At 40.8% G+C, this 25,961-nt stretch carries 25 protein-coding genes; 18 read left to right on the top strand and 7 right to left on the bottom strand.

Going from position 1 to position 25,961, the window contains the following annotated elements; translation table 11 throughout:
• Window positions 1–7: 7 nt before the first annotated feature.
• The 4 genes from EJ103_RS10165 to EJ103_RS10150 all read left to right on the top strand — a co-directional run bounded on the left by EJ103_RS10165 (window position 8) and on the right by EJ103_RS10150 (window position 3,404).
• Window positions 8–412, top strand: a complete 405-nt coding sequence (locus EJ103_RS10165; RefSeq protein WP_004588134.1) for a biopolymer transporter ExbD — start codon at window positions 8–10, stop codon at window positions 410–412.
• Complete coding sequence (locus EJ103_RS10160; RefSeq protein WP_126007517.1) at window positions 412–1,026, top strand: energy transducer TonB; 615 nt, start codon at window positions 412–414, stop codon at window positions 1,024–1,026. Before EJ103_RS10165 ends, EJ103_RS10160 begins: the two co-directional genes overlap by 1 nt.
• A gap of 11 nt (window positions 1,027–1,037) precedes the next feature.
• Entirely contained in the window at window positions 1,038–2,297 is a 1,260-nt protein-coding gene (locus EJ103_RS10155) for a hypothetical protein (protein WP_004588132.1), read from the top strand.
• 63 nt (window positions 2,298–2,360) lie between these two features.
• Window positions 2,361–3,404, top strand: coding sequence for a hypothetical protein (locus tag EJ103_RS10150; protein ID WP_126007515.1), 1,044 nt, complete (start codon window positions 2,361–2,363; stop codon window positions 3,402–3,404).
• Window positions 3,405–3,408: 4 nt separating this feature from the next.
• Here EJ103_RS10150 and EJ103_RS10145 read toward each other — a convergent pair whose 3' ends face one another.
• Window positions 3,409–3,741: a hypothetical protein gene (locus EJ103_RS10145; protein WP_004588130.1), complete on the bottom strand. Its 333-nt coding sequence runs from the start codon at window positions 3,739–3,741 to the stop codon at window positions 3,409–3,411.
• 57 nt (window positions 3,742–3,798) lie between these two features.
• Window positions 3,799–4,779 (bottom strand): tRNA-dihydrouridine synthase, encoded by a 981-nt coding sequence (locus EJ103_RS10140; RefSeq protein ID WP_054983096.1) that lies wholly within the window; start codon window positions 4,777–4,779, stop codon window positions 3,799–3,801.
• Window positions 4,780–5,006: 227 nt separating this feature from the next.
• Between EJ103_RS10140 and EJ103_RS10135 the strand changes: the two genes are divergently transcribed.
• From EJ103_RS10135 to adk, 11 genes are all read left to right on the top strand, one after another.
• Window positions 5,007–5,441 (top strand): hypothetical protein, encoded by a 435-nt coding sequence (locus EJ103_RS10135; protein WP_126007513.1) that lies wholly within the window; start codon window positions 5,007–5,009, stop codon window positions 5,439–5,441.
• A 113-nt stretch (window positions 5,442–5,554) separates the two neighbouring features.
• Window positions 5,555–6,382, top strand: a complete 828-nt coding sequence (locus tag EJ103_RS10130) for a DUF692 domain-containing protein (protein WP_095206655.1) — start codon at window positions 5,555–5,557, stop codon at window positions 6,380–6,382.
• Between the two features lie 10 nt (window positions 6,383–6,392).
• Window positions 6,393–7,145, top strand: a complete 753-nt coding sequence (locus EJ103_RS10125; RefSeq protein ID WP_126007511.1) for a putative DNA-binding domain-containing protein — start codon at window positions 6,393–6,395, stop codon at window positions 7,143–7,145.
• Window positions 7,146–7,217: 72 nt separating this feature from the next.
• Window positions 7,218–7,340 carry a hypothetical protein gene (locus EJ103_RS20330; RefSeq protein WP_004588125.1) on the top strand — a complete coding sequence of 41 codons (123 nt, stop codon included), beginning with the start codon at window positions 7,218–7,220 and terminating at the stop codon, window positions 7,338–7,340.
• A gap of 172 nt (window positions 7,341–7,512) precedes the next feature.
• The gene (apt, locus tag EJ103_RS10120) at window positions 7,513–8,058 is read left to right on the top strand and encodes an adenine phosphoribosyltransferase (RefSeq protein WP_004588124.1); all 546 of its coding nucleotides are present in this window, start codon (window positions 7,513–7,515) and stop codon (window positions 8,056–8,058) included.
• 3 nt (window positions 8,059–8,061) lie between these two features.
• Window positions 8,062–10,530, top strand: coding sequence for a DNA polymerase III subunit gamma/tau (dnaX, locus tag EJ103_RS10115; RefSeq protein ID WP_126007509.1), 2,469 nt, complete (start codon window positions 8,062–8,064; stop codon window positions 10,528–10,530).
• Window positions 10,531–10,589: 59 nt separating this feature from the next.
• A complete protein-coding gene (locus EJ103_RS10110; protein WP_004588122.1) occupies window positions 10,590–10,916 on the top strand; it encodes a YbaB/EbfC family nucleoid-associated protein in 327 nt (108 codons plus the stop codon).
• 6 nt (window positions 10,917–10,922) lie between these two features.
• Entirely contained in the window at window positions 10,923–11,531 is a 609-nt protein-coding gene (gene recR / locus EJ103_RS10105; RefSeq protein ID WP_126007507.1) for a recombination mediator RecR, read from the top strand.
• Window positions 11,532–11,797: 266 nt separating this feature from the next.
• Complete coding sequence (locus tag EJ103_RS10100) at window positions 11,798–13,702, top strand: MFS transporter (RefSeq protein ID WP_126007505.1); 1,905 nt, start codon at window positions 11,798–11,800, stop codon at window positions 13,700–13,702.
• A 145-nt stretch (window positions 13,703–13,847) separates the two neighbouring features.
• Window positions 13,848–15,761: a molecular chaperone HtpG gene (gene htpG / locus EJ103_RS10095; RefSeq protein ID WP_024033368.1), complete on the top strand. Its 1,914-nt coding sequence runs from the start codon at window positions 13,848–13,850 to the stop codon at window positions 15,759–15,761.
• Window positions 15,762–15,943: 182 nt separating this feature from the next.
• Entirely contained in the window at window positions 15,944–16,588 is a 645-nt protein-coding gene (gene adk, locus EJ103_RS10090; protein WP_004588118.1) for an adenylate kinase, read from the top strand.
• Between the two features lie 113 nt (window positions 16,589–16,701).
• On the opposite strand, the gene tpx is transcribed toward adk, so the two are convergent.
• Window positions 16,702–17,289, bottom strand: a complete 588-nt coding sequence (tpx, locus tag EJ103_RS10085; RefSeq protein WP_004588117.1) for a thiol peroxidase — start codon at window positions 17,287–17,289, stop codon at window positions 16,702–16,704.
• A gap of 216 nt (window positions 17,290–17,505) precedes the next feature.
• On the opposite strand from tpx, the gene EJ103_RS10080 reads away from it, so the two are divergent.
• Both EJ103_RS10080 and EJ103_RS10075 read left to right on the top strand, forming a co-directional pair.
• Complete coding sequence (locus EJ103_RS10080; protein ID WP_004588116.1) at window positions 17,506–18,510, top strand: response regulator; 1,005 nt, start codon at window positions 17,506–17,508, stop codon at window positions 18,508–18,510.
• Between the two features lie 3 nt (window positions 18,511–18,513).
• Entirely contained in the window at window positions 18,514–19,485 is a 972-nt protein-coding gene (locus EJ103_RS10075; protein ID WP_126007503.1) for a diguanylate cyclase, read from the top strand.
• A gap of 152 nt (window positions 19,486–19,637) precedes the next feature.
• Here EJ103_RS10075 and EJ103_RS10070 read toward each other — a convergent pair whose 3' ends face one another.
• From EJ103_RS10070 to EJ103_RS10055, 4 genes are all read right to left on the bottom strand, one after another.
• Window positions 19,638–21,152: a SpoVR family protein gene (locus EJ103_RS10070; RefSeq protein WP_126007501.1), complete on the bottom strand. Its 1,515-nt coding sequence runs from the start codon at window positions 21,150–21,152 to the stop codon at window positions 19,638–19,640.
• 17 nt (window positions 21,153–21,169) lie between these two features.
• The gene (locus EJ103_RS10065; protein ID WP_096041504.1) at window positions 21,170–22,453 is read right to left on the bottom strand and encodes a YeaH/YhbH family protein; all 1,284 of its coding nucleotides are present in this window, start codon (window positions 22,451–22,453) and stop codon (window positions 21,170–21,172) included.
• Window positions 22,454–22,479: 26 nt separating this feature from the next.
• On the bottom strand, window positions 22,480–24,402 hold the full coding sequence (locus tag EJ103_RS10060; protein WP_004588112.1) for a PrkA family serine protein kinase: 1,923 nt from the start codon (window positions 24,400–24,402) through the stop codon (window positions 22,480–22,482).
• Between the two features lie 209 nt (window positions 24,403–24,611).
• Entirely contained in the window at window positions 24,612–25,193 is a 582-nt protein-coding gene (locus EJ103_RS10055; protein ID WP_004588111.1) for a Fe-Mn family superoxide dismutase, read from the bottom strand.
• 267 nt (window positions 25,194–25,460) lie between these two features.
• Between EJ103_RS10055 and EJ103_RS10050 the strand changes: the two genes are divergently transcribed.
• A complete protein-coding gene (locus EJ103_RS10050) occupies window positions 25,461–25,799 on the top strand; it encodes a Grx4 family monothiol glutaredoxin (RefSeq protein ID WP_004588110.1) in 339 nt (112 codons plus the stop codon).
• Window positions 25,800–25,961: the final 162 nt, after the last annotated feature.

Below are 25,961 nucleotides of genomic sequence, written 5' to 3'. Positions count from 1 at the left end.
ATTAAATATGGCACGTAAACAACGTTTTCGTGAAGAAGAAGAAGCAGCGGTAGATATGACGCCAATGCTTGACATCGTATTTATCATGCTTATTTTCTTTATCGTAACTACATCGTTCGTTAAAGAGGCTGGTATCGAGGTCAATAAACCTAAAGCGGCCCAAGCTACGAAGCAAAAAAATGCTAACATTTTTGTTGCTATTCGCAGTGATGGTGCTATCTGGATTGATAAACAGCAAGTTGATGTTGAACGTGTTTCAGCAAAAATCGAAAGTTTATTAGCAGAACAACCTACTGATGTTGTGATTTTGCAAGCTGATAAAGAAGCAAAGCACGGCGTAGTGGTTAAAGTTATGGACCAGATCAAAGCGACAGGTGACAACCTGAGAATTTCAATAGCTGGAGATCAGTAATGATTCGTTTTCTGTTTTCACTGATTGCAGGTGGGGCAGTTACTTTCGGCTTGTTCTACTTCATGGCTTACCTCATCTCTGGTGGGGCTGACCGTAATACTGAACAAAAAGAGCAGATCATAGTCGAAATAATGACGAATCCGCCTGAATCTAAGGTGCAGGAGAGGAAGCGTGTTCCGCCTCCGCCTCCGCCACCGCCAAAGCAGCCGCCTAAACCGCAGCCGCCACAGCCGGAGAATAACAATCCTAATCCTGGTGCTATGTCATTTAACATGGGTAGCATTGATGTAGGAAGTTCGGCTGGTGGACTAAGTGGTCCAGGTGCATTTGGACGAGATGGTGATGCGACACCTATCGTTCGTATTGAACCAAAATATCCAACGCAAGCAGCGCGTGATGGTAAAGAAGGTTGGGTACAACTTTCGTTCACAATTGATGAGTTAGGTGGCGTGACTGACGTTGAAGTTATTGACGCAGAACCAAAACGTATCTTTGACCGTGAAGCTAAACGTGCATTACGCAAGTGGAAATACCGTCCTAAAATTATTGACGGTAAACCACAGAAACAAGTTGGTTTACAAGTTCAACTAGACTTTAAACTTAACCAAGGCTAAGGAGGCGAGTAATGAGAAATTTATCTAAAGTAACTGCTCTTGCAATTCTTATGTCTGTGTCAGGTGCAGCTATAACTGCACCTGTATTAGCAGCGCCGGATTACGCTAAAATTGAAGAGCGTAAAAAAGCCAAGACTAAAATCATGGGCGAGCGTACTGGTAAAAAGGTAATTAAAGCGTTTGACTTGTACAATGAAGACAAAATTGATGAAGCAATTGCCTTGTTAAAAGAGATTGACGCATCTAACGACTTCGATAAAGCGACTGTAAATCGTTACTTAGGTAGCATGTACGCGCAAAAAGAGAAGTACGATGAAGCGATTAAATACTCTAGACAAGCTGTTGCCCCTGATATTTTAAACTTCGCAGATCACGAGCAAACTTTAAAGCTATTAGGTGATTTATACGCAGGTACTGAAAAGTTCCAAGAAGCCAAAAAAGCTTATACAGCTTGGATGGACTTCACCGGCGAAGAAGACCCTAAAGTGTATACTCGTATCGCGCAAGCTAACTATCAGTTAGGTCAGTTTCGTGATGTTTTTAAACCTGCCGACAAGGCAATCTCTTTACAAAAGGAGCCTAACAAGGCCCCTTACCAATTAAAATTAGGTTCTTACTTTGAACTTAAAGATTACGCCAACATGGTGAAAATTGGTGAAGAGATTGTACGTGTTTGGCCAGATGACAAAAAAGCCTGGGTTAGTTTAGGTAAATACTACCTACAAACCGAAGACTACTCTAAAGGTCTAGCGACCATGGAAGTAGCATTCAAAAATGGCTATTTTGAAGCGGAAGTAGATTACAAAGTACTTTCTAACTTTTACTCTTTAAACGAAATTCCATTTAAAGCGGCTAAAACCCTTGAAAATGCGATTAAAGAAGATAAAGTTAAGCGTACTAAGCAAAATGTTAACGCAATTGCTAGTAACTACCACCGTTCTAAAGACATCGAAAAAGCTGCTAAGTACTACGAAGAAGCTGCTAAATTTGACGACGATGCAGAGCTTTACCGCAAAGCAGGATCGTTACTTTTACAATCTGAGAACTTTAGTGCTGCTGTTGTTCGTTTGAACAAAGCGTTAGAGCTTGGCTCTGACAAAAAAGGCACCATTTATTCAGATTTAGCTGAAGCGTACTACTACCAAGCTAAATACAAGCAAGCTTATGCTGCTATTACTAAAGCAATGGACGACCCACGCACACGTAAGTTTGCTAAAGGTTGGTCTACATTTATTAAAGATAAAGCCGCTCGCAACGGTGTTAAAATTTAACTTTAATTTGTTTTAGCAATTATATAAAAAGCCCCTATGGGGCTTTTTTTATTGGAATTTATAATGAATAAAACGCATCTTTTGTCTGTCCTATTTAGTCTGTTTTTGGTTGCTTGTTCAAAACAACCACTGCCTTTTGAATCTTATGATGCTGCGCAGCAGAGTATTAAAAGTTTAAACACGGCGCTAAAGCCTGCGGGCACTGCAAGTGTATCCAATGAACAAGTACTGCCTTTTTCCTCAGCGTATTTATCGCTTCGTCATCAGATGTATCAGCGCCTACAAACAATGACTCTTTCAAACGCGCAAACACAGCAGCTAAATTACTTAATTATTGCTGAGCGTTTTCCTGAGCGCTTTTTCAGCTGGCCTGCACAGGTGAATGTGTTAGAGAACTTATTATCAGCGCAAATTCAAAGTACTAAGGCTAACGAGGTAATTGAGTGGCTTAAGTTCACTCAAGATCAATTAGATAGTGCGCTGCAAAGCAATTTGAGATTAAACAAGGTTGAATTAAACCTCCTGCAGGGTTACTTACAAAGGTCACAATTAAAACAATCTAGCGTAAACGATTTAAAAGCCCAGATTGCAGAGTTTAATGATTACTTGGCCCAGTACAAACCAAGGGGAAGCATTGGCTTACGTGGTCTTGCTAATGGCAGTGAATGGTATCAAAGTAAACTAAATTACTTCAGTGGGGCAGTTAAGTCGCCTTTGCAATGGGTTGATACTATCAATCATCATCTTCAAATGAACTCGCACACTGCACCTAATTTGAGCTATAACGAGCATCATAGTACTTCGTTTATTAGCCAATATTTAAGCAAGGCGCCAAAAGTAAAAGGGATTGATTGGCAAACTGATTACATGCTGTTGCCAGCTATGGCTAAAAACAGCCAGCTGAGCCCAGAAGATAAAAGGCTAATGCTTGCGCTAATGGAAACTGATGTAGGTATACACTACCATGCATGGACTTTATCTCAGGCAAAAGTGAACTTAGTAAAACGATTAGCTATTTCACAGCGCGATGCGCAGTATTTAGTTGAAGATAGTGTGCTTTACCCAGGCCAGGCTTTTAGTTTTGCCGAGCAACTATTAACACTTTAAACGCTTATGTGCGCTTAGCGCACATTTCACAACGCTGTGTTGCAGGGTCTTTTTTAAGTAACCGCTCAGAAATTGCTTCTTCACAATCGCAGCAATAGCCGTATTGACCAATATCAATTTGGCTTATTGCCGCTTCTAATTCTGTCAGCCTATTAACTAAAGTTTGATATTCAGGACCTAAGTGGTAGGTGGCAGTGTCAAGCCATTCGTTATGCTGGCTAGTTAATATAACGTCACGTAGCTTAAGATGGGCAGGGTGTGCTGATTGGCTCAGCATCGCTAATATTACTGATTTAACGTGTGCTATTTCACTGTGCAGTTGTTGCTGATAAAGCATATTGGTATAACCTTCATTTAGCGTTTCGTTATACCGGTATTATCTGAGCTGCGCTGCTTATACGCTATGATTTGAATCAAGTTGCGGAGACTTAGCGTATTTTTTTAAAACCTGTGCTACATCACCTTTTACTTTAAGACGTCTTATTTCATCAAATAGTGCATTAGCTTGTGGGTATTGGCGTTTTAGATAACCCAGCCATTGTTTAGTACGAGAGGCAAAATATTTTTCATCTTGTGTGGGGTCTTGATGAATAGCAGAGTGAATCAAATGATAAATTATATGTTCCCACTCTAGGCCATTATATTGTTCATTATTAACATGAGCTTTAATTTTTTTCGCTAAATCAGGGTGAGAAAGCGCACCGCGCCCTAGCATTAAATCGCTACACTGGCTTCGAGTTTGGCAAAGTAGGGCATCTTCCACTTGCCAAATTTCACCGTTGGCAACCACGGCTATGTTTTTACCTTTTATTAGCGGGGGGATTTTTTCCCAATAAGCAGGTGGGTTATAACCGTCACGCTTAGTACGGGCATGTATTGCAATACTATCTGCACCTGCGCTTACAACGGCATCTACAATTTCTTGGCTATTGCTATCATCATCAAAGCCCAAGCGTATTTTAGCACTTACTTGATGTTTACTATCTACTGCATCCCTTACCGCTTTGATTATGTCATACATATGGTCAGGGTCTTTTAGCAGAACAGCACCCCCGCGGCTTTTATTTACCGTTTTTGCAGGGCAGCCAAAATTAAGATCTATACCGTGAGAGCCTAATTCGATAGCTCTAACCGCATTTTCTGCTAATACGTCGGCCACTTGCCCTAATAACTGTACGCGCACAGGAGTACCGGCTTTGGTTAAACCGTTATTATTGAGCTCAGGGCAATAGCGATGAAACACTTTAGCCGGTAAACATTTATCAATTACTCTAACAAATTCTGTTACGCATAGGTCAAAGCCACCAATATTGGTAAGAAGTTGGCGCATTTTAAAATCAACAACACCTTCCATAGGCGCTAAAACAAGTTTCATAGAGTATTTTTATTGAAAAAACGGGTGCGTAGTGTACCTGCAAAGTATGGTTTGATAAAACTTAAATTACTGCCCATATTTGTTTGTATAAATTTAAAAGTAAAAAAAATGAAAATAAATGAAAGTTTTTATTTGATAGCGGGTCTATTTAATTATACAAGCAACGCATAATTGACAATAATTAGTTTGCGTTATCTTAATACACACTTATATAAGAGAGTCATACAATGAATACAGTAAAGAAAAACTCAATCGCGTTAACCTTAGGTGCAGTAGTTGTTGGCTCTGCAAGTTTTGCCTCTGCAGATGCACAAGCAAACCCATTTGAATTTCAACAGCTAGTAACCGGATACCAGCTTGATGCGGCAGAAGGTAAGTGCGGTGAAGGCAAATGTGGCGGCGACGCAAAAGGTAAAAAAGAAGGTAAGTGCGGCGAAGGCAAATGTGGCGGTGACGCAAAAGGTAAAAAAGAAGGTAAGTGCGGCGAAGGCAAATGTGGTGGCGACGCTAAAGGCAAAAAAGAAGGTAAATGCGGCGAAGGCAAATGTGGTGGCGACGCAAAAGGCAAAAAAGAAGGTAAGTGCGGCGAAGGTAAATGTGGCGGCGACGCAAAAGGTAAAAAAGAAGGTAAATGCGGCGAAGGCAAATGTGGCGGCCAATAACAGGCTGATTTAAGTACCTGATTTACTCAGATATACGTTATGCTAAAAGGGCCAAAAGGCCCTTTTTGTTTTAGGAGATAATGATGAGAGAAACACAAAACTCAGCATTTGGGATGGTGGGCTTAGGTCTTCGTCGAGAGATGCTTGATGAATTACTAGCGCATACACCAAAGCAAATTGATTTTATGGAAGTAGCGCCTGAAAACTGGCTTAAGCTGGGAGGGCGCTTTAAAAAACAATTTAAAACCTTAACTGACGCCAATAATTTTGTTTGCCATGGTTTATCGCTTTCTATCGGCTCGCCTGAACCTCTTGATATTGAATTTGTTAAATCGCTAAAAACGTTTTTTGATCAGCACAACATTAAACTATTCAGTGAGCACCTAAGTTACTGCTCTGGCAAAGGGCATATGTACGATTTAATGCCAATCCCTTTTACTGAAGATGCCATTGCACACGTTGTACCTCGCATCAAACAAGTGCAAGATATTTTAGAGCGCCAAATAGCCATCGAAAATGTCTCTTATTATGCGGCGCCTGGCCAGCAGTTATCTGAGCTTGAATTTACAAACACGATTTTAGAGCAAGCCGATTGTAAACTACTTCTTGATGTAAATAATATTTATGTAAATTCAATTAATCATGGTTACAACGCCGAAGCGTTTTTACTAGGGCTACCTTCAAAACGCATTGCATATGGGCACGTAGCTGGGCACTACAATGAAGCCGATGATTTAATTGTTGATACCCACGGCGCTGATGTTATTGACCCCGTATGGGACTTGCTTGATAAAGCGTACCAAGCGCATGGGGTGTTTCCTACCTTATTGGAGCGTGATTTTAATATTCCAAGTATAAATACACTTACAAAAGAGCTTGATATTATTCACGATTTACAAAATAAGCAGTTATGCGCATCGCCTACTCAGCAATTAGCATAAAGGAAGAAATATGAGCTTTATTGACAGCCAAAATGAGTTTATGGCGCACATACGTGAGCCTGAGCATAACCCAAAGCCTAACGATATTGAAGATAGACGCATGGCGATTTACCGTGACTTATTTTTTAATAATATTGCAGGGTTCATCTCATCTGGTTTTCCGGTGCTTAAAACTTTATATACACAGCAGCAATGGCAAAAATTAGTAAGGGCATTTTTTAGCGAGCATGACTGTAAGTCGCCTTATTTTTTAGACATAGCGGGGGAATTTATTAATTACTTGTCTAGCAGCTATACCCTGCAAGAGTACGATTATGCATTTATGCTGGAGCTGGCACATTATGAGTGGATAGAACTTGATGTTTCCGTGGCTAATGAAGATACCAACGAGCAACGCCTAAAAAGCACTGAACTAACCAGTTCTGCACTTTACTTATCGAGTGTAGCGCGTAATTTAAGCTACCAATATGCGGTGCAAAATATCAGCACAGAGTATAAACCCAGCACGCCATCTGAGCAGCCTAATTACTTTGTTGTATACAGAGATGATAACGACGACGTACAGTTTTTAGCTACAAATGCAATGACCGCCTTGCTACTTTCAATAATAGAATCCAATGCGGGCATTGACTTTGAGAGTGTATGCCAGCAGGTTTTAGTCCACGCGCCTAATTTTAGCGAACAACAAATTGCGCATGGTGCGTTAAGTACGCTTAATGCAATGTCCGAGCGCGGTATTATCGTGACAAAAAATCAACATTAAGGTCTTTATAGATGTTTTTACTTCGTCTATCATGGCAGCCTTATTTGTCGTGCTTAAAAAAAGGTTATACCAATGTCAGATGATAAAGACTTTAAAGATCCGTTTAACGCTACTTACTTTATTGCTTTTTTAGCAGTTTTTGTAGGTATTGGCTGTTTAAATGCGATTTTAGGCTGGATCACAAGCCTAACTTAAAGCTCCTTGCTCTATTAAGGCTGTTGTTTATATCAGCCTTAAGCTTCTTTTCTTCCTCCACTCTTATAATTTTCAAACCACCTTGGTATTAATAACAGCAAACTCGCATTTTAACGTCAGTTAAGGTTATAATCAGCTGCTTTGAAATATAAACTATTGAGCAATTAAACTTATGACTCAAGTAACACCCGCTATTATTAAAAACAGTATCGCAACCATTGCCGACTATCCTAAACCAGGCATTATGTTTCGTGATGTAACAACACTAATGGCAAATCCAGAAGCCTTTAAAGCAACAATCGATGCTTTTATAAACGAATATAAAAACCAAGGCTTTACAAAAATTATTGGTACAGAATCTCGCGGCTTTATTTTTGGTGCACCGCTATCTTACGCGTTAGGGATCCCTTTTATTCCTGTTCGTAAGCCAGGCAAGCTACCACGCGAAGTGATTCGCCAAGATTACCTACTTGAATACGGTGAAGACACATTAGAGCTTCATGTTGATGCTATTGTCCCAGGCGACAAAGTATTATTAGTTGACGATTTATTAGCTACCGGTGGCACAATTGAAGCCACAGCAAAGCTAGTTGCAAAATTAGGCGGCACAGCCACTGATGCAGCGTTTGTTGTTTCATTACCTGAGCTTGGTGGTGAGCAGCGTATAGAAAAAATGGGTATTAAAATCTTAAAACTGGTTGAGTTTGAAGGCGAGTAATTGATGAGTTATCAGGTTCTAGCGAGAAAATGGCGTCCGCAAACCTTTCATGAATTGGTTGGCCAGTCTCATGTAAAGCAAGCGCTTGTTAATGCGCTAACGCAAAATAGACTGCATCACGCTTATTTATTTACTGGAACCCGTGGTGTGGGTAAAACGACCATTGCGCGTATTTTTGCTAAAAGCTTAAATTGTGATGAGGGTATATCGGCATCTCCATGTGGGCAATGTAGCAGTTGTACTGACATAGAAGCAGGGCGATACATTGACTTACTTGAAATCGATGCCGCTTCTCGCACCAAAGTAGAAGATACTCGTGAAATTCTTGATAACGTTCAATATGCCCCCACTCGTGGACGTTACAAAGTATACCTAATAGATGAAGTACACATGCTCTCTAAGCATAGCTTTAACGCGTTATTAAAAACGTTGGAAGAGCCGCCAGAGCATGTGAAATTTTTACTAGCAACCACTGATCCGCAAAAGTTACCAGTTACCATTTTATCGCGCTGTTTACAGTTTAACTTAAATGCACTTTCGCAAAGCGAAATTAAAACTCAGCTTGAGCATGTCCTTACTCAAGAGGAATTAAACTTTGATAAAGATGCGCTAAGTATTATTGCAAAAGCCGCCGATGGCAGTATGCGTGACGCGTTGAGCTTAACAGATCAAGCTATTGCGCAAACCAACGGCGACATAAACAATCAAGCCGTACAAGCTATGCTTGGTTTAATGGACACACATTACAGCCAAAGTTTGCTTGCTGCTTTGTTAGCACAAGATGGTGGCGCACTGATGGACGAAATAGCCCAAGTTGCGAGCCGTAATCCTAACTATATTGCACTACTTGATGATTTAATTGCATTAACTCATCTTATTCAATTAACTCAGCTTGTCCCGCAAGCAGCGCAACTTGATGATAAAAATGCCGATTATATTAGCCATGTTGCTCAACACACCCAGGCTCAACAAATACAGGTTTATTACCAGTTACTATTAAACGGTAAAAAAGACTTACAATGGGCGCCAGAGCCTCGTTTAGGTTTTGAAATGATAATGCTGCGTTTATTAGCATTTGAGTCTGCAGGTACAACGCCTGCTCAATCGCTTCCTGAGCCTAGTGACGCACCAAGTGCAGCAATGCCTGCGCCTACCAGTAGTAAAGGCCGTGCCGATGCGCTGCGTGATATATTAAATAAAAATAAAACACCATCGCAAGACGAAACCTCTGCTCCGCAAGTAATGGTTGAGAAAAGCCAAAACCAAAGCACAGCGCAAAACCAAACAATTGATGAACCAGTAGAGCAACCGCCCACAGAGCAGCTAACACGCTCGCCAAGTGAGCAAAACAGCAATAGCGTATCACCTGCGGCTCAAAGCCTGCAAAACGATATACAGAGCCCTGTGCAGCAAAGTGAGCACATAGCTAAGAGTGACGATGCTGCTGAGCGCCAAAGTGAAGACGATGCTTATCTGCAACACAGTAATATGGAGCAAAGCTTAGCTGCACAATTTGATGATGTTATGAGCAGTGCGGTAGATCAAGGTTATAACCCTGCACCTATAGCGCAACACACACAACCCGCGCCTGAAAACGCCGATGCTAAAGATAGCAGTGTGCGTGAACAAGAAGCTCAAGCACAATCAGCAATTGCGCGAATTTTACGGGATAGAAATATATCGGGTGCTGGCAGGCTTTCAGGGGGGAGTGTAAATACCTCTGAGCAAGCGCAAACACCAAAAACACCTGCCCAAGCTACGCCTAACAGCGAAGCAAAGCCACATAATACAAGCCCGCAAGCGAGTGAGTCACAAAACGATTCACCGCCATGGCATGACCATGCGCAAGGCGATAGCGAAAAAAAGCCAACGCTCCCAGTAACAGGGAGCCAAACGCCAGCTGAGCCAGTTACGCAAAGCCAGCCAGCGCGTAAGGTTGATTTTAAAGAAAAGCATCAAACAATTACTGAAAACTTAGCGCCTGAGCTGCTTGAGCAAATTAACCCGCAAAAAAAGCCTGAGGTAATAGAGCAAGAGCCCGCTATACCGGTTCCTGATGATTTTCAAAGCCCAATTAGCGAGATTAAATTTGCGCATCAGCAAGATGAGTGGGCTTATTTAATTAAGCGTATGGGGCTTGGTGGGCGAATGCGCCAATTTGCATTACACTCGATTTTTACCAAGCAAGGCGACAGTTTACATATTGACGTGGATGAATCGCAAAAACACTTAGATACGCCCATGCTTAGGCAAAAGCTCGATGCGGCGTTATCAAGCATTTACGGGCATAACGTATCGCTGAGTATTAACTTTGCAAAAGGGGTGATTGACTCGCCTTATTTAATTCAGCAAAAAATAGATGCAGGGCGACACCAGCAAGCAATTGATGTGATCACATCTGATGAAAACATAGTACAATTTCAGCAGCTATTTAGCGCCGAAATTGACGAAAACAGTATTCAGGCATTGTAATTAAATACAATCGCCCTTATCTTCATGACAACTAGAGTTTAAAAGAAAGAGAGAAAATTATGTTTAAAGGTGGAATGGGTAACATGATGAAGCAAGCGCAGCAAATGCAAGAGCGCATGCAAAAAGCCCAAGACGAAATCGCGACAATGGAAGTTGTTGGCGAAGCCGGCGCAGGCCTTGTAAAAGTAACCATGCTTGGTAATCATAATGTGCGTCGTGTTGAGCTTGATGAAAGCCTTATGGAAGACGACAAAGACATGATTGAAGATTTACTTGCTGCAGCATGTAACGATGCTGTTCGCCGCGTTGCTGACGAAACGCAAGAGCGTATGGGCAAAGTAACTGGCGGTATGCAATTACCACCAGGTATGAAAATGCCGTTTTAAGCAAATATGCAACTTTCAGATAGTTTAACGCAGCTTATAGAAGCGCTACGTTGCCAACCGGGTATTGGTCCTAAGTCGGCTCAGCGCATTGCGTTTCATTTATTAGAGCGCGATCGTAAAGGCGGTACTCAACTTGGTAACGCATTGACCAAAGCCATGGGCGCGGTTGGGCATTGTCAGTCGTGCCGCACTTTTACTGAGCAAGTGCAGTGTGATATATGCTTAAGTACAAAACGCCAAGACAGTGGTGTGCTGTGTGTTGTTGAATCGCCTACCGATGTGTTGGCAATAGAGCAAACAGGCCAATACCTTGGTTTATATTTTGTACTTATGGGGCATTTATCGCCAATTGACGGTATTGGCCCTAAAGAAATTGGCCTTGATATACTTGAACAAAAGCTCTCGCACGGCGGTATTAACGAAGTAATTTTAGCTACCAACCCCACGGTTGAGGGCGAAACCACTGCACATTATATTGCCCAGCTTTGCCATAAATATAAAGTAGGGGCCTCGCGTATAGCGCATGGTATACCTGTTGGTGGCGAGCTTGATTTAGTAGATGGCACAACGTTAATGCATGCATTTAGTGGCCGCCGAGCGGTTATGCAGGACTAACACAACTATCCGAAATCGTTTTAAAAGCCTACATAGTAAAATATGTGGGCTTTTTTGTGTTTGCTATTTAATTACCGTATAACGTGTGTGAGTTTGCCGGTAATCATATTAAATTAATAAATGAGTTAAACTTGGCGACGTTGTGTTATAAATTATTGACTAACAACAACTAAATAACGTGATAGTTGCACGGCTCACGCGCCTTAAAAATATCGCTCAAGTTGGTATAAAAACATCAGGAATTTATCTGATTAGTAAGGAGTACTATGCAAAATAATAAACACGACAATAAAGGCGGCTTACTCAGCAGTAAGCGCTTTTTACCGCTATTTGTAACGCAGTTTTTGTCGGCTATGAATGATAATGTGTATAAGCAATCCGTGCTTATATTGTTAGTGTTTCAAGCTGCAACCCTTGGCGATGGTGCGCTGTATTCAAACCTTGCAGCGGGCTTATTTATATTACCGTTTTTTTTATTTTCAGGAATTGCGGGGCAACTAGCCGAAAAAACAGAAAAATCAAAGCTGATCCGGCTTGTTAAATTTTGCGAAATACCGATTATGGTTATTGGCGCAGCCTCTATTTTTACGCAATATGTGTGGCTAATGCTGACCACCGTGTTTTTTATGGGCTTGCAGAGTACTTTTTTTGGCCCGCTTAAGTATTCAATATTACCGCAGCATGTGGCGTCTAACGAATTAACAAAAGCCAATGGTTTGGTTGAGTCTGCCACTTTTGTCGCTATTTTAATTGGTACTATTTTTGGCACCTATTACATTACTCAAACAACAGGTCCAACAATTATTAGTATTGCCGTGCTTATACTTGCGGTACTTGGCTTTTTCAGCAGCCGCTTTATTCCTATAAGCCAAGCCAATAATCCTAATTTGCACTTTACCTATAATATTTTTTCATCCACTAAAAATGTATTTAAAGCGCTTAATGCTCAAACAGAATCGGTTGGTAAATCGGTGTTGGGTATAAGCTGGTTTTGGCTAATAGGCGCGGTTATTTTAACGGCATTACCTAATTACGTTAAGCATGTAATGGGTGGCGATGAACTCGTTGTAACCAGTGCGCTGGTGGTGTTTTCGCTAAGCATTGCCGTGGGGTCTTTGTTGTGCGAAAAGCTCTCGCGCTCACGTATTGAGCTGGGCATTGTACCTTTTGGCGCTATTTTAATTACGCTATTTTTGTATTTACTAAGCCAAGAGCCGGCTATTAGTAAATATATCGCGCCCTCTGAAAATTTATTAACACTTAAACAAGTGCTTAATACAGGCGACATGGTATGGCATTTTGTTTGGATGGCAGGTATTGGTATTGCATCCGGTTTTTATACTGTGCCGCTGTATGCGCTTATTCAACAGCGTACCGAGGAGGCAAGTCGTTCACGGGTGATTGCTGCTAATAATGTGCTTAATGCGCTCTTTATGGTTGGCAGTGCCATATTAAGTATTGTAACGCTCTCTGTTTTAGAGTGGCATATTTCGTCGTTACTATTGCTTTTGGCGGGGCTTAATTTGCTTATCTCTATTTATATTTACACTAAGGTACCGGAATTTTTCTTGCGCTTTGTTATCTATATTTTAGCCATATGCATGTATCGCGTGCGCACAAAAGGGCATGAAAATATTCCAAGTGAAGGCGCAGCCGTTATTGTAGCTAACCATGTAAGCTTTGTAGATTGGATGTTTATTTTAGCCACTTCGCCTAGGCCTATACGCTTTATGGTGTTTGCCCCCATTTATTACTCAAAAGCGCTGCATTGGCTATTTAAAATGGCAAAAGCTATTCCAATTGATAGCGAAAAAGCCAACCCAAAGGCGTTTGCAAAAGCATTTGATGAGGTTGCCGCAGCGCTTGAACGCGGTGAGTTAGTTGGTATTTTTCCTGAAGGAAAGCTAACAAGTAATGGTGAAATGGACATGTTTAGGCGGGGCATTGAGCGCATTATAGCGCGCACACCTGTGCCTGTTGTGCCCGTTCACTTAGGTGGCTTGTGGGGCAGTATGTTTAGCCGTAAAGCCAAGTGGCAACTACCACGCCTTAAATGGTCGTTAGTATCGGTGAGTGTGGGAGAGCCGATTGAAGCTGAGCAGGTAAGTGCTAATTATTTGCACGAACAAGTCAGCGCTTTAAAAGCCCAGCACGCTAAAAATACACCGTAATTTAACTCTAAAAGCCACATTTTTATGTGGCTTTTTATTTATGTCAGCGCAAAAGCTGCTTTTTTAAATTTTTCCCTTGAAGTTACTCCACCTCACCCCATATTAAGTGCATAACGCAGACACTTTGCTAATTGGAGATACATAAATGACTGCAGCACAAAAAGAAACATTAGGCTTTCAAACAGAAGTAAAACAACTATTAAACTTAATGATTCATTCGTTATATTCGAATAAAGAAATATTTTTACGTGAGCTTGTATCAAATGCATCAGATGCCGCCGATAAGCTACGCTTTTTAGCGCTTTCAAATGGCGACCTTTACCAAGGTGATGCCGATTTACGTGTACGTATTAGCGCAGATAAAGAAGCAAACACTATTACCATTTCTGATAATGGTATTGGTATGACGCGTGAAGAAGTGATTAGCTCTTTAGGAACTATTGCTAAGTCGGGTACTGCTGAGTTTTTCAAAAACTTAACCGGTGACCAAAGTAAAGACTCGCAATTAATTGGTCAATTTGGTGTTGGTTTTTACTCGGCATTTATTGTGGCTGATGAAGTGACAGTGCGCACGCGTAAAGCGGGTGAAACACAAGCGTACGAGTGGCAATCACAAGGTGAAGGGGAGTACACGTTACAAGAAATTGAAAAAGAAGGCCGTGGTACGGATATCATTTTACACCTGCGTGAAGAAGAAAAAGAATACGCGGATGAATACCGTTTACGTAGCATTGTTACTAAATACTCAGATCATATTTCTACGCCTGTACAAATGTATAAAGCAGAAGTGCCTGAGTCTGAAGGCGAAGACGGCGAAAAAATCCCAGCAGTTCCAGGTGAGTGGGAAAGCATTAACCGTGCAACCGCTTTATGGACACGTGATAAGTCAGAGGTTTCTGATGAAGAATACAAAGAGTTTTACAAGCATGTAAGCCATGATTGGGAAGAGCCGCTAAACTGGGCGCACAATAAAGTAGAAGGTAAAACTGAGTACACAAGCTTATTGTATATCCCTAAAAAAGCGCCGTTCGATTTATGGAACCGTGAGCGCCAAAGTGGCTTAAAACTGTATGTTCAACGTGTCTTTATTATGGATGACGCTGAGCAATTTATGCCAAGCTACCTGCGCTTTGTAAAAGGCTTACTTGATTCAAACGATTTACCACTAAATGTATCGCGCGAAATTTTACAAGATAACAAAGTAACGCAAGCGATTCGTAAAGGGTGTACGTCTCGTATCTTAAAAATGCTAGAGCGCATGGCTAAAAACAAAGCCGAAGACTACCAAACATTTTGGAACGAGTTTGGCCAAGTAATCAAAGAAGGCCCAGCAGAAGATACAGCGAATAAAGAAGCCATTGCTAAATTGTTACGCTTTTCATCTACGCATACCGACTCAGAAACACAAGATGTATCGCTTGAGCAATACATTGAGCGTATGAACGATGAGCAAGATAAAATTTACTACGTGGTTGCTGATTCGTTTACAGCGGCTAAAAACTCGCCGCACTTAGAAATCTTCCGCAAAAAAGGCATCGAAGTATTATTACTAAGTGACCGTGTTGATGAGTGGATGATGAGCCACTTAACTGAGTTTAACGAAAAATCATTCCAGTCAATTACACGTGGCGACCTTGATTTAGGTAAGCTTGACGACGAAGAAACAAAAAAAGCACAAGAAGAGTCTGAAAAAGAAGTAGAAGGCTTAATTGAGCGCATTAAAACAGCGCTAGGCGAAGAAGTTAAGGAAGTACGCTTTACGCATCGCTTGACAGACTCTCCTGCCTGTGTTGTTAGCGATGAGAACGACATGAGCTCGCAAATGCAAAAGCTTATGGAGTCAGTAGGGCAACCTGTACCAGAGGCTAAGCCAGTGTTTGAGCTTAACCCTGAGCATCAGTTAGTTAAGCACTTAAACGATGAGCAAGACGAAGATAAGTTTGCACAGTGGTCTCATGTATTACTAGACCAAGCTTTACTTGCTGAACGCGGTACATTAAAAGATCCTACCGGGTTCGTAACACGTTTAAACAAGTTAATGCTTGATTTAAATAAGTAAGGCTAACTGGCTCTTTTAATTGCTAAAAGAGCCTAAAATATAACCATAATTATAAAGGAAGCGTATGCTTCCTTTTTTTATGCGCTCTAAAGTAGGCAATTAGTATAAGTTGCTTGAGTATCTGCAGCGCTTGTGGAAGAATTCAGGCTTTAAAATAAATATCCATACTAGGGGACAATGATATGCGCATTATTCTTTTGGGCGCGCCAGGTGCTGGTAAAGGTACTCAAGCTCAGTTTTTAATGGACAAATACGGTATTCCACAAATTTCTACCGGTGATATGCTTCGTGCAGCCATTAAAGAAGGTACACCACTTGGCTTAGAAGCGAAAAAAGTAATGGATGCAGGTCAATTAATTTCTGACGATATCATCATTGGTTTAGTGAAAGAGCGTATTGCTAAACCAGACTGCGAACAAGGCTTTTTACTTGATGGCTTCCCACGTACTATTCCACAAGCAGATGCTATGAAAGAAAATGGCGTTGTGGTTGATCACGTTATTGAGTTTGACGTTGCTGATGAAGTAATTGTTGAGCGTATGGGTGGACGTCGCGTACATCCTGGCTCTGGCCGTGTTTATCACGTTGTTTACAACCCACCAAAAGTGGAAGGTAAAGACGATGAAACAGGCGAAGAGCTTATTATTCGTGCCGATGACACGGAAGAAACAGTTCGTAAACGTTTAGCTATTTACCATGAGCAAACTATGCCATTGGTTGATTACTACCAAGCTGAAGCGCAAGCAGGTAACACGCAGTACCATAAAATTGATGGTACGCAAGCTGTTGAAACAGTAAGCCAGCAACTAGCAGAGCTTTTAGGTTAATATAATCTAAACACAGCTTAGGTATTAAAAAACCGCCCTCGGGCGGTTTTTTTGTATTTAGTAGCTTTTAACAATTTAGAATTAAACCACCAAAGGTCAACACGCCCTGTTACCTACAACGTTTTTAGCTTTTCTATTACTGGGTCGTAGTTTGGCTCGGTAGATAAATTAGACACGAGCTGTTTGTATATCACTGTATGGCTTTTATCTAAAATAAGCACAGCGCGAGTTAGTAGCCCCATATCTTTTATAATTAAGCCATATTTTTGGCCAAAGTCTCGCCATACAGAGTCAGAAAGAGCTGTTACTTTGTCGATGTTTTCAGCATTACAAAAGCGTTTTTGAGCAAAAGGTAAATCAGCACTGATGGTTAGTATTGCGATAGCAGGAAATTGCGTCGCTACTTTTTCATTAAAATGTTTGGTTTGTAAGCTACAAATGCCAGTATCTAAACTTGGCACCACGCTGATTAATACAGCTTGCCCTTTATAATCATTAAGATTTACAGGGGCAAAACCACCATCAACCACTTTAAAATTTGGCGCATTATCACCTACACTTACACCTTTACCTAACAAAGTGACAGGCTTACCCTGAGCAGAGACCTTGCCTGCATCAAGCGTGTTTTCTGGGTACTGTGATGCGTGCCCAACTGAGCTTAAAGCCAGTGTGCTTAGTGCAAAAATAAGAGAGCGTACCATAGGTTATTTCCTTTTAAATTAACGCAATAGGTTTGACTGTATTATACTCAATATCACTGACCAAGCGATTAAATATCACTGTAAAAGTAATAATAAGTTCTGTGATATATAAATTGTAAACTGCATGAACTTTTATTAACATGTAGTTACAAAATGTATCTTTAATAAAGTCATAAGGCCTATTGACAACATTGGGTTAAATAATAGAGAGATAGTATGTCAACATCCGTATTAATATGTGACGACTCAAAATTAGCGAGGCGCCAGCTAGCCCGCTCTTTACCAGATGACTGGGATATTAAAGTAGAGTTTGCTCAAGATGGTGTTGATTGCATCAAAAAACTAAAAATAATCGAGCCCGAAATCCTTTTTCTTGATTTAAACATGCCTGAAATGGACGGTTACGAAGTCCTTATGGCCATGAAAGAGCAAGGCCTTAATATTCTAACCGTGGTTGTATCTGGCGATATTCAGCCAAATGCGCACCAACGCGTACTTGAATTAGGCGCCATTGATTTTATCCAAAAACCTTGCTCACCTGAAAAACTTGCCGATATTATCGAGCATCATGGCATTAAAGATAAAGCCATGCGCGAGCGTCTTGCTCATTCTTTAGGTGAACAAGTAGACCCAGATGTGCGCGATATATACCAAGAGCTTACAAATGTCGCTATGGGCCAAGCAGGCGATTTGCTTGCACGGCTTTTGAATGTGTTTGTAGAGCTGCCAATTCCGAATGTGAATGTGCTTGAAGTTAATGAACTGGATATGGCGCTGCAGTCAATTGACAATAATGCTGCCACATCAGGGGTGTGCCAAGGGTTTATTGGCGGTGGCGTATCGGGCGAGGCATTACTTTTATTAAACGACTCAAGCTTTAAAGAAATTGCGTCACTAATGAATTACGACGGTGAGCTGAACGACAAAGTTGAGCTTGAGCTACTTATGGATATTAGTAATATTTTAATAGGCTCAATTTTAACGGGGCTTTCTAAACAGTTAGATATGTCTTTTAGCCAAGGTCATCCCATTGTACTTGGCCAACATCGCGACGTATCTGAATTGGTTAAATCAAATAAATCTCGTTGGCAAAGAACCTTAGCGATAGAAATAAGCTACGGCATCGAAAACCACGATATTAACTGCGATCTTATGCTGTTATTTACCGAAGATTCACTTAAAACTTTGAAATACAAAGTTGCTTACCTATTAGAAGACTAAGTTATGGCCGCTGATTTAGAAATGAATGAGATCCATTGGTTAATGGATATGTTTAACACGGTTGATGTGGGCCTGGTTGTACTGGATAGAAATTATAAAGTGTGTGTGTGGAATGGCTTTATGGAAAACCATTCTGGGCTATTGCCAAGTGCTGTAAAAGACAAAGACCTATTTGATTTATTTCCTTCAATTGATGAAAAATGGTTTAGAAGCAAGTCAGAGTCTGTATTTGTACTTAAAAACCGCTCTTTTACAATCTGGGAGCAGCAACCTTACATCTTTCGTTTTAAAAACTACCGTCCCATTACCGGTAAAGCGGATTACATGTACCAAAATGCGACCTTTATTCCACTTACCAACACACTGGGTGAGGTCAGTCATATTTGTATCATTATTTATGATGTTACCGATGTGGCAGTCAATAAAAAAGAATTAGAAGATTTAAATAAGCGTTTAGAGCAAGTAAGCCAAACTGACAGCTTAACGCAGCTGTTTAACCGTGGGCATTGGGAAAGCACACTGCACCAAGAGTTTTTGCGTGTTAAGCGCAGCGGTGGCAGCAGCACATTATTGATGTTTGATATCGATCATTTTAAAAAAATTAATGATGAGCATGGCCATAGTTGTGGCGATGAAGCGCTACGCCACCTTTCAGAACTGTTACGAACGACGCTTCGCGAAACCGATATAGCAGGGCGTTATGGTGGGGAGGAGTTTGTTGTTACTTTACTCGATACCGACAAGCAAGGCGCAGCAATATTTGCCGAGCGCATAAGAGCGTTAATAGAAGCCAACCCTTTTGTTTATAAAAACACAAAAATAGAGATGACTGTGAGTGTTGGTTTTGCAGGAAATAGCCCTGACTTTGCAAAACATGAGCGGTGGATTGAAGCCGCTGACAAAGCCCTGTATCACTCAAAAGAGCATGGCCGTAACAGAGTAACCGATTTTGAGGGTATAAAAAATGACGCATAAGCGTCTTTTTTATGCGCTGCTAAAATTAAGGCAGCGGTAATATTACTGCTAAATTAAAGTAACCAAGGATGCATCTAATTGCCCCGCAAGCTTTGGCAGTAAATACTTAACAAGGGCTTGATTAAAATGCCATTTTTTATCAGGCATTTTATTTACTCTGTAGTATGGCGAGTATCATCTGCTGGGCATTGGCCAAGAGTAGACACATCGCCTGTACTGGTCTCTTGCTGTAATTGAACCTTGAATCCCCATAACCTGTACAGGTGTTTTAGCACTTCTTTATGCGAGTCAGCAAGGGGGATGTTATTGTGAGGAACATAACGCAACGTTAAAGAACGATCGCCTCTAACATCAACATTATATACTTGAATGTTAGGTTCGTGATTACTCAAATTATATTGCGCTGAAAGCGCTTCGCGTACAGCCTGATAACCGCTATCATCATGTATTGCGCCTACCTCTAGATGTGGATTACGGCTGTGATCGACAATAGTAAATAGCTTAAAATCACGAATTAACTTAGGTGATAAAAATTGGCTTATGAAGCTTTCATCTTTAAAGTTTTCCATTGCAAAATGTAGTGTGTCTAGCCAATTAGTGCCTGCATATTCAGGAAACCAGCGTCTATCCTCATCTGTTGGGTTTTCGCAAATACGGCGAATATCCACCATCATATTAAAACCCAATGCATACGGGTTTATACCTGAATAGTAATTGCTGTTATAAGGTGGCTGATAAACCACGTTGGTATGGCTTTGCAAAAACTCCATCATAAAGGAGTCGGTTAATTTACCTTCATCATATAAGTGGTTCAAAATGGTGTAGTGCCAAAAGGTAGCCCAGCCTTCGTTCATCACTTGGGTTTGTTTTTGCGGATAAAAATATTGCGATATCTTTCGTACAATACGTATTATTTCTCGCTGCCAAGACTCTAATAAAGGCGCGTTTTTCTCAATAAAGTATAGAATGTTTTCTTGTGGCTCTTGCGGAAAATGCCTTTCTTGCTTTTTAGCTTCTTGCTGTTGAGCGGGGATAGTGCGCCATAGCTCGTTTACTTGAGATTGCATGTAGTCTTCACGCTCTTTTTGGCGTTTTTGCTCTTCAAAAAGGGAAATTTGCTGCGGGCGTTTATATCTATCTACGCCGTAATTCATCAATGCGTGACACGAATCAATTAAGCTTTCTACTTGTGTAATACCGTATTTTTCTTCGCAGCGGCTAATATAATTTTTAGCAAACACTAAGTAATCTATGATGGAGTCGGCGTCAGTCCATGTTTTAAATAAGTAGTTTCCTTTAAAAAATGAGTTATGGCCATAACAGGCATGCGCCATAACCAGTGCCTGCATAGGGAGTGTGTTTTCTTCCATTAAATAAGCAATACAGGGGTTTGAATTAATCACAATTTCGTAAGCCAGCCCCATTTGCCCACGCTTATAATTTTGTTCGGTTTGTATAAATTTTTTACCATATGACCAATGGCTGTAGCCTATAGGCATGCCTACGCTTGAATAAGCATCCATCATTTGCTCGGCTGTTATTACCTCAATTTGGTTAGGGTAAGTGTCTAACCGGTAATGCGCTGCAACACGGGCTATTTCAGTTTGGTATTGCTCAAGCAGCTCAAAGGTCCAATCTGGGCCATCGCTAATTCGTTCAGTGCTCATAGTAAACCTCGCTTAGGCTAAGCAGCCCCTTGTTGTTGACGATTTTTTTTAAATAGCTCCCTAAACATAGGGTAAATGTCTTCAACACTTTGAATATGTTGTATTGCAAAGTTGCTATGGGTTTGGGTGATGTTTTGATATTCGCGCCATAAGCTTTGGTGCGCACGCGTGGTAATTTCTATATAGGCAAAGTAGCGTACCGCATTAAGTAGCTTATTACGTAATATTTCACCGCAGTGTGGGGTATCGTCTGCCCAGTTATCGCCATCGGATGCTTGCGCTGCGTATATATTCCATTGCTCTGAATCATAGCGCTCTTTTATTATTTCGTTCATTAATTTAAGGGCACTGGAGACAATAGTGCCGCCAGTTTCTTGAGAATAAAAAAACTCTTGTTCGTCGACCTCTTTAGCTTGTGTGTGGTGGCGTATATACACCACCTCAATGTCTTTATAACTTCGGGTCAAAAATTGATACAGCAAAATATAAAAACGCTTTGCCATGTCTTTTGTGGCCTGATCCATCGAGCCTGATACATCCATGATACAAAACATAACGGCTTTGCTGGTGGGGTGGGGGCGTTTTTCATAATTACGAAAACGTAAGTCGTAATTATCAATAAATGGTACGGCTTTTATTTGCTGTTTAAGTTGCTCAATTTCCTCTTGTAATAACGCAATGATGGCTTGGTCGCTGTCGGCTTGCTCACGCTCCATCGCAAGTTGACCTTCAAGCTCTGCTAGGCGTCTTTTTTTACCCGCACTCATGGCGACTCTTCTGGCGAGTGAGCCCTGTAATGAGCGTACTATATCAATATTACTGGGCATACCATCGCTACAAAAACCAGCCCGATGAGTTTTCATTTGTACAAGCTTATCTAGCTGGTTTTCTTGTAAGTTGGGCAGCTCTAGGTCTTCAAAGAGTAAATCAAGGTATTCATCCTTAGAAATAGAAAACACAAAGTCATCTTGGCCTTCGCCTGAATCACTTGCATCGCCATCGCCTGCGCCACCACCTTGGCCGCCTTTAGGGCGCTCAATTTTGTCACCTGTTGAAAATTGATCGTTGCCAGGGTGAATTTGTTCTCTGTCGCCCCCTTTACCTTGGTGAAAAATGGGCTCGCTAATATCTCGTTGCGGGATAGATATACTCTCCCCTGAACTAGAGTCGGTAACGCTGCGTTTATTAACCGCATCAGACACTGCTTCTTTTATTTGCTTTTTATAGCGCCTAATAAAGCGCTGACGATTAAGCGTGCTTTTGTTTTTACCATTTAAGCGTCTATCTATAAAATGCGCCATACTGTTCCCCCTAAACTACATGAAGGTTACTGCGATTTTCTAACCCGTAAATACCACTCAGAAAGTAAACGCACTTGTTTTTGCGTGTAGCCTTTTTCAACCATGCGGTTAACAAAGTCCTCGTGTTTTTGTTGATCCTCAGCGGAGGTTTTTGTATTAAAGGAAATAACAGGGAGTAGATCTTCGGTATTTGAGAACATTTTTTTCTCAATCACAGTGCGTAGTTTTTCGTAGCTTGTCCATAACGGGTTTTTACCATTATTGTGAGCGCGTGCACGTAATACAAAGTTAACTATTTCGTTCCTAAAATCTTTGGGATTAGAAATGCCGGCGGGTTTTTCTATTTTTTCAAGTTCTGCATTTAACGAGGCGCGGTCAAATAACTGTCCTGTATCTGGGTCTCTGTATTCTTGATCTTGTATCCAAAAATCAGCATAAATCACATAGCGGTCAAAAATATTTTGGCCATATTCAGAGTATGACTCTAAATACGCGGTTTGTAGTTCTTTACCAATAAACTCAACATATTGCGGAATTAAATAGCCTTTTAAAAAACTTAAATAGCGCTCTTCTACTTCGGCGCTAAATTGTTCACGCTCTATTTGTTGCTCCAAAACATAAAATAAATGCACCGGATTAGCTGCAACCTCGGTGGTATCAAAATTAAATACGCGCGACAAAATCTTAAAAGCAAAACGAGTGGAAAGGCCGGTCATGCCTTCATCTACCCCTGCGTAATCTCGATACTCCTGATAAGACTTTGCTTTAGGGTCGGTATCTTTTAGGGTTTCACCATCATAGACCCGCATTTTTGAGTAAATACTAGAGTTTTCTGGCTCTTTTAATCGAGATAAGGTAGTAAATTGCGCTAACGCTTTAAGCGTACCTGGTGCACACGGTGCACTGGCAAGTTCACTATGTTGAATAAGTTTGTCGTAGATTTTTATTTCTTCGGTCACACGCAGGCAATAAGGGACCTTTACAATATAAACACGATCTAAAAACGCTTCATTGTTTTTATTATTTTTAAATGTTTGCCATTCTGACTCATTTGAGTGGGCTAAAATCATGCCGTTAAAGGGCAGAGCGCTAATACCTTCGGTACCGTTGTAGTTACCCTCTTGCGTTGCGGTAAGGAGTGGATGCAGCACCTTGATAGGGGCTTTAAACATTTCTACAAACTCCATTAAACCTTGGTTGGCTAAACATAAAGAGCCTGAGTAAGCGTAGGCATCGGGGTCGTTTTGTGCAAAATGCTCAAGCTGGCGAATATCTACTTTGCCCACCAATGCAGAAATATCTTGATTATTTTCATCACCGGGTTCGGTTTTGGCTATACCTATTTGATTTAAAATAGAGGGGTAGCGTTTGACGACTCTAAATTGGCTAATATCGCCGTTAAATTCTTTTAATCGTTTACCAGCCCATGGCGACATAATCGTTTTTAAATAACGTGGTTTAATACCGTATTCTTTTTCGAGAACGTTGGCATCTTCTACTGGGTCAAACAAACTGAGAGGGTGATCGTTTACCGGAGAGCCTTTAATTGAATAGATAGGCACTTGCTGCATTAAATATTTTAGTTTTTCTGCAATTGAAGATTTACCTCCCCCAACTGGGCCGAGTAAATAAAGGACTTGTTTGCATTCTTCTAGGCCTTGAGCCGCATGCTTTAGATAGGAGACAATTTGTTCTATGGCATCTTCCATGCCGTAAAAGTCTGCAAAGGCAGGGTAGCGTGCAACCACTCTATTAGAAAATAACCGGCTTAAACGTGCATCGGTTGCAGTATCAACCATTTGCGGCTCGCCTATTGCCATAAGTAAACGCTCAGGGGCGCTGGCATAAGCTGATTTGTCATTTTTACAAATTTCTAGAAATTCGCTAATGCTGTATTCTTCTTCTTGTGCTGCTTCGTATCGTGCTTGGTAGTGCTCAAAAATAGTCATAATAACCTCCGAAACCCGCTTTAAAAAGGTGCTTACTTTTTAAAGTTTAGTCAGAGATTGATATTTTTGTGCAATAAAATTAAAAATTTAAGTGAAAAAAGATCATGTGGCTAAATTAGCAATTTAGCGCGTATAAAGGCGATTTTAATTTTATATAGGCATAAAAAAAGACGCCGAGGCGTCCTTTTAAATCAGCGTATAATAGCTAATTAAGCGAAGTTAGCGTTCGCGAATTCCCAGTTAACAAGCGCCCAAAAACCTTTAAGGTAATCAGGACGAACGTTACGGTAATCAATGTAGTAAGCGTGTTCCCATAAATCCACAGTTAGGATTGGTGTAACACCTTCGTCTGTAAGCGGCGTTGCTGCGTTAGACGTGTTTACGATATCTAATGAACCGTCAGCTAGTTTAACTAACCATGTCCAGCTAGAACCAAAGTTATTAACCGCTTTGTCGTTTAATGCATCTTTAAACGCGTCAAAAGAGCCCCATTTAGCGTTAATAGCGTCAGCGATAGCACCTGTTGGCTCGCCGCCGCCATTTGGAGATAGACAGTTCCAGTAGAAAGTGTGGTTCCAAATTTGTGCAGCGTTGTTAAATACGCCACCTTCAGATGAACAAACAATCTCTTCTAAAGATTTATTTTCAAATTCAGTACCTGGAATTAAACCGTTTAATTTAACAACGTAAGTGTTGTGGTGCTTACCGTGGTGATACTCAAGAGTTTCTTGTGAAATATGAGGCTCAAGTGCATCAATTGCATATGGTAGTGACGGTAGTTCAAATGCCATTTTTTTATCTCCATCTTCTTTTGGTTGATAACTCGCTTGATAGTACGTAATGCCTGATAGAACAGAGCACTTACCTATACCAAACGAAAATATAGTGTTACTATAATTGTTGAGTATTTTACTCAAGTTTAAGCAAACAGCAATGCTATTGCTAAAGACTATTTCAATTGCGGCTTTATTTGCCCATTTTAAGTTATATATCTGTGGCCACAATGATTTATTTTCAAGCCCTAGGTATATCAAGCTATCGTCATTTTGAGGTTGTAGATGGAAACCATTGATAAAATTAAACAGCAGATTTCAGAAAACCCAATTATCCTTTACATGAAAGGGTCGCCTAAATTACCAAATTGTGGTTTTTCTTCACAAGCGTCACAAGCTCTAATGTCATGTGGCGAACCATTTGCCTATGTTGATATTTTACTTAATCCAGATATTCGCGCTGAGTTACCAGCATACGCAAATTGGCCTACTTTCCCACAGCTTTGGGTTGAGGGCGAATTAGTAGGTGGTTGTGACATTATCATTGAAATGTTTCAACGTGGTGAATTACAGCCACTGATCACTGAAACAGCAGCTAAGTATAAAGAAGCTGACGCAGAGTAATTGCTACTTTGCTAGATTATTAAAGCCACGTTTTACGTGGCTTTTTTGTGCCTATATATAACTTTATTACGTCTTAATCTCTTGATCAGTCCATCAGTGGGTGATTATAACCATTAATTTGTGCTCAATAGTTAGCAAACTCAGCCCTCGTTCCTCGTTTAG

The organism is Pseudoalteromonas sp. Xi13 (assembly GCF_003952205.1).
Lineage (GTDB): Bacteria > Pseudomonadota > Gammaproteobacteria > Enterobacterales > Alteromonadaceae > Pseudoalteromonas > Pseudoalteromonas atlantica.
Note: the sequence above shows the minus strand (reverse complement) of the source record. Positions and strands in the feature narration are given on the sequence as shown.

Bases quoted from the DNA above. Each gene is read 5' to 3' on its own strand.
- EJ103_RS10165 (WP_004588134.1), top strand. From the start codon at position 8: ATGGCACGTAAACAACGTTTTCGTGAAGAAGAAGAAGCAGCGGTAGAT.
- EJ103_RS10160 (WP_126007517.1), top strand. From the start codon at position 412: ATGATTCGTTTTCTGTTTTCACTGATTGCAGGTGGGGCAGTTACTTTC.
- EJ103_RS10155 (WP_004588132.1), top strand. From the start codon at position 1,038: ATGAGAAATTTATCTAAAGTAACTGCTCTTGCAATTCTTATGTCTGTG.
- EJ103_RS10150 (WP_126007515.1), top strand. From the start codon at position 2,361: ATGAATAAAACGCATCTTTTGTCTGTCCTATTTAGTCTGTTTTTGGTT.
- EJ103_RS10145 (WP_004588130.1), bottom strand. From the start codon at position 3,741: ATGCTTTATCAGCAACAACTGCACAGTGAAATAGCACACGTTAAATCA.
- EJ103_RS10140 (WP_054983096.1), bottom strand. From the start codon at position 4,779: ATGAAACTTGTTTTAGCGCCTATGGAAGGTGTTGTTGATTTTAAAATG.
- EJ103_RS10135 (WP_126007513.1), top strand. From the start codon at position 5,007: ATGAATACAGTAAAGAAAAACTCAATCGCGTTAACCTTAGGTGCAGTA.
- EJ103_RS10130 (WP_095206655.1), top strand. From the start codon at position 5,555: ATGGTGGGCTTAGGTCTTCGTCGAGAGATGCTTGATGAATTACTAGCG.
- EJ103_RS10125 (WP_126007511.1), top strand. From the start codon at position 6,393: ATGAGCTTTATTGACAGCCAAAATGAGTTTATGGCGCACATACGTGAG.
- EJ103_RS20330 (WP_004588125.1), top strand. From the start codon at position 7,218: ATGTCAGATGATAAAGACTTTAAAGATCCGTTTAACGCTACTTACTTT.
- apt (WP_004588124.1), top strand. From the start codon at position 7,513: ATGACTCAAGTAACACCCGCTATTATTAAAAACAGTATCGCAACCATT.
- dnaX (WP_126007509.1), top strand. From the start codon at position 8,062: ATGAGTTATCAGGTTCTAGCGAGAAAATGGCGTCCGCAAACCTTTCAT.
- EJ103_RS10110 (WP_004588122.1), top strand. From the start codon at position 10,590: ATGTTTAAAGGTGGAATGGGTAACATGATGAAGCAAGCGCAGCAAATG.
- recR (WP_126007507.1), top strand. From the start codon at position 10,923: ATGCAACTTTCAGATAGTTTAACGCAGCTTATAGAAGCGCTACGTTGC.
- EJ103_RS10100 (WP_126007505.1), top strand. From the start codon at position 11,798: ATGCAAAATAATAAACACGACAATAAAGGCGGCTTACTCAGCAGTAAG.
- htpG (WP_024033368.1), top strand. From the start codon at position 13,848: ATGACTGCAGCACAAAAAGAAACATTAGGCTTTCAAACAGAAGTAAAA.
- adk (WP_004588118.1), top strand. From the start codon at position 15,944: ATGCGCATTATTCTTTTGGGCGCGCCAGGTGCTGGTAAAGGTACTCAA.
- tpx (WP_004588117.1), bottom strand. From the start codon at position 17,289: ATGGTACGCTCTCTTATTTTTGCACTAAGCACACTGGCTTTAAGCTCA.
- EJ103_RS10080 (WP_004588116.1), top strand. From the start codon at position 17,506: ATGTCAACATCCGTATTAATATGTGACGACTCAAAATTAGCGAGGCGC.
- EJ103_RS10075 (WP_126007503.1), top strand. From the start codon at position 18,514: ATGGCCGCTGATTTAGAAATGAATGAGATCCATTGGTTAATGGATATG.
- EJ103_RS10070 (WP_126007501.1), bottom strand. From the start codon at position 21,152: ATGAGCACTGAACGAATTAGCGATGGCCCAGATTGGACCTTTGAGCTG.
- EJ103_RS10065 (WP_096041504.1), bottom strand. From the start codon at position 22,453: ATGGCGCATTTTATAGATAGACGCTTAAATGGTAAAAACAAAAGCACG.
- EJ103_RS10060 (WP_004588112.1), bottom strand. From the start codon at position 24,402: ATGACTATTTTTGAGCACTACCAAGCACGATACGAAGCAGCACAAGAA.
- EJ103_RS10055 (WP_004588111.1), bottom strand. From the start codon at position 25,193: ATGGCATTTGAACTACCGTCACTACCATATGCAATTGATGCACTTGAG.
- EJ103_RS10050 (WP_004588110.1), top strand. From the start codon at position 25,461: ATGGAAACCATTGATAAAATTAAACAGCAGATTTCAGAAAACCCAATT.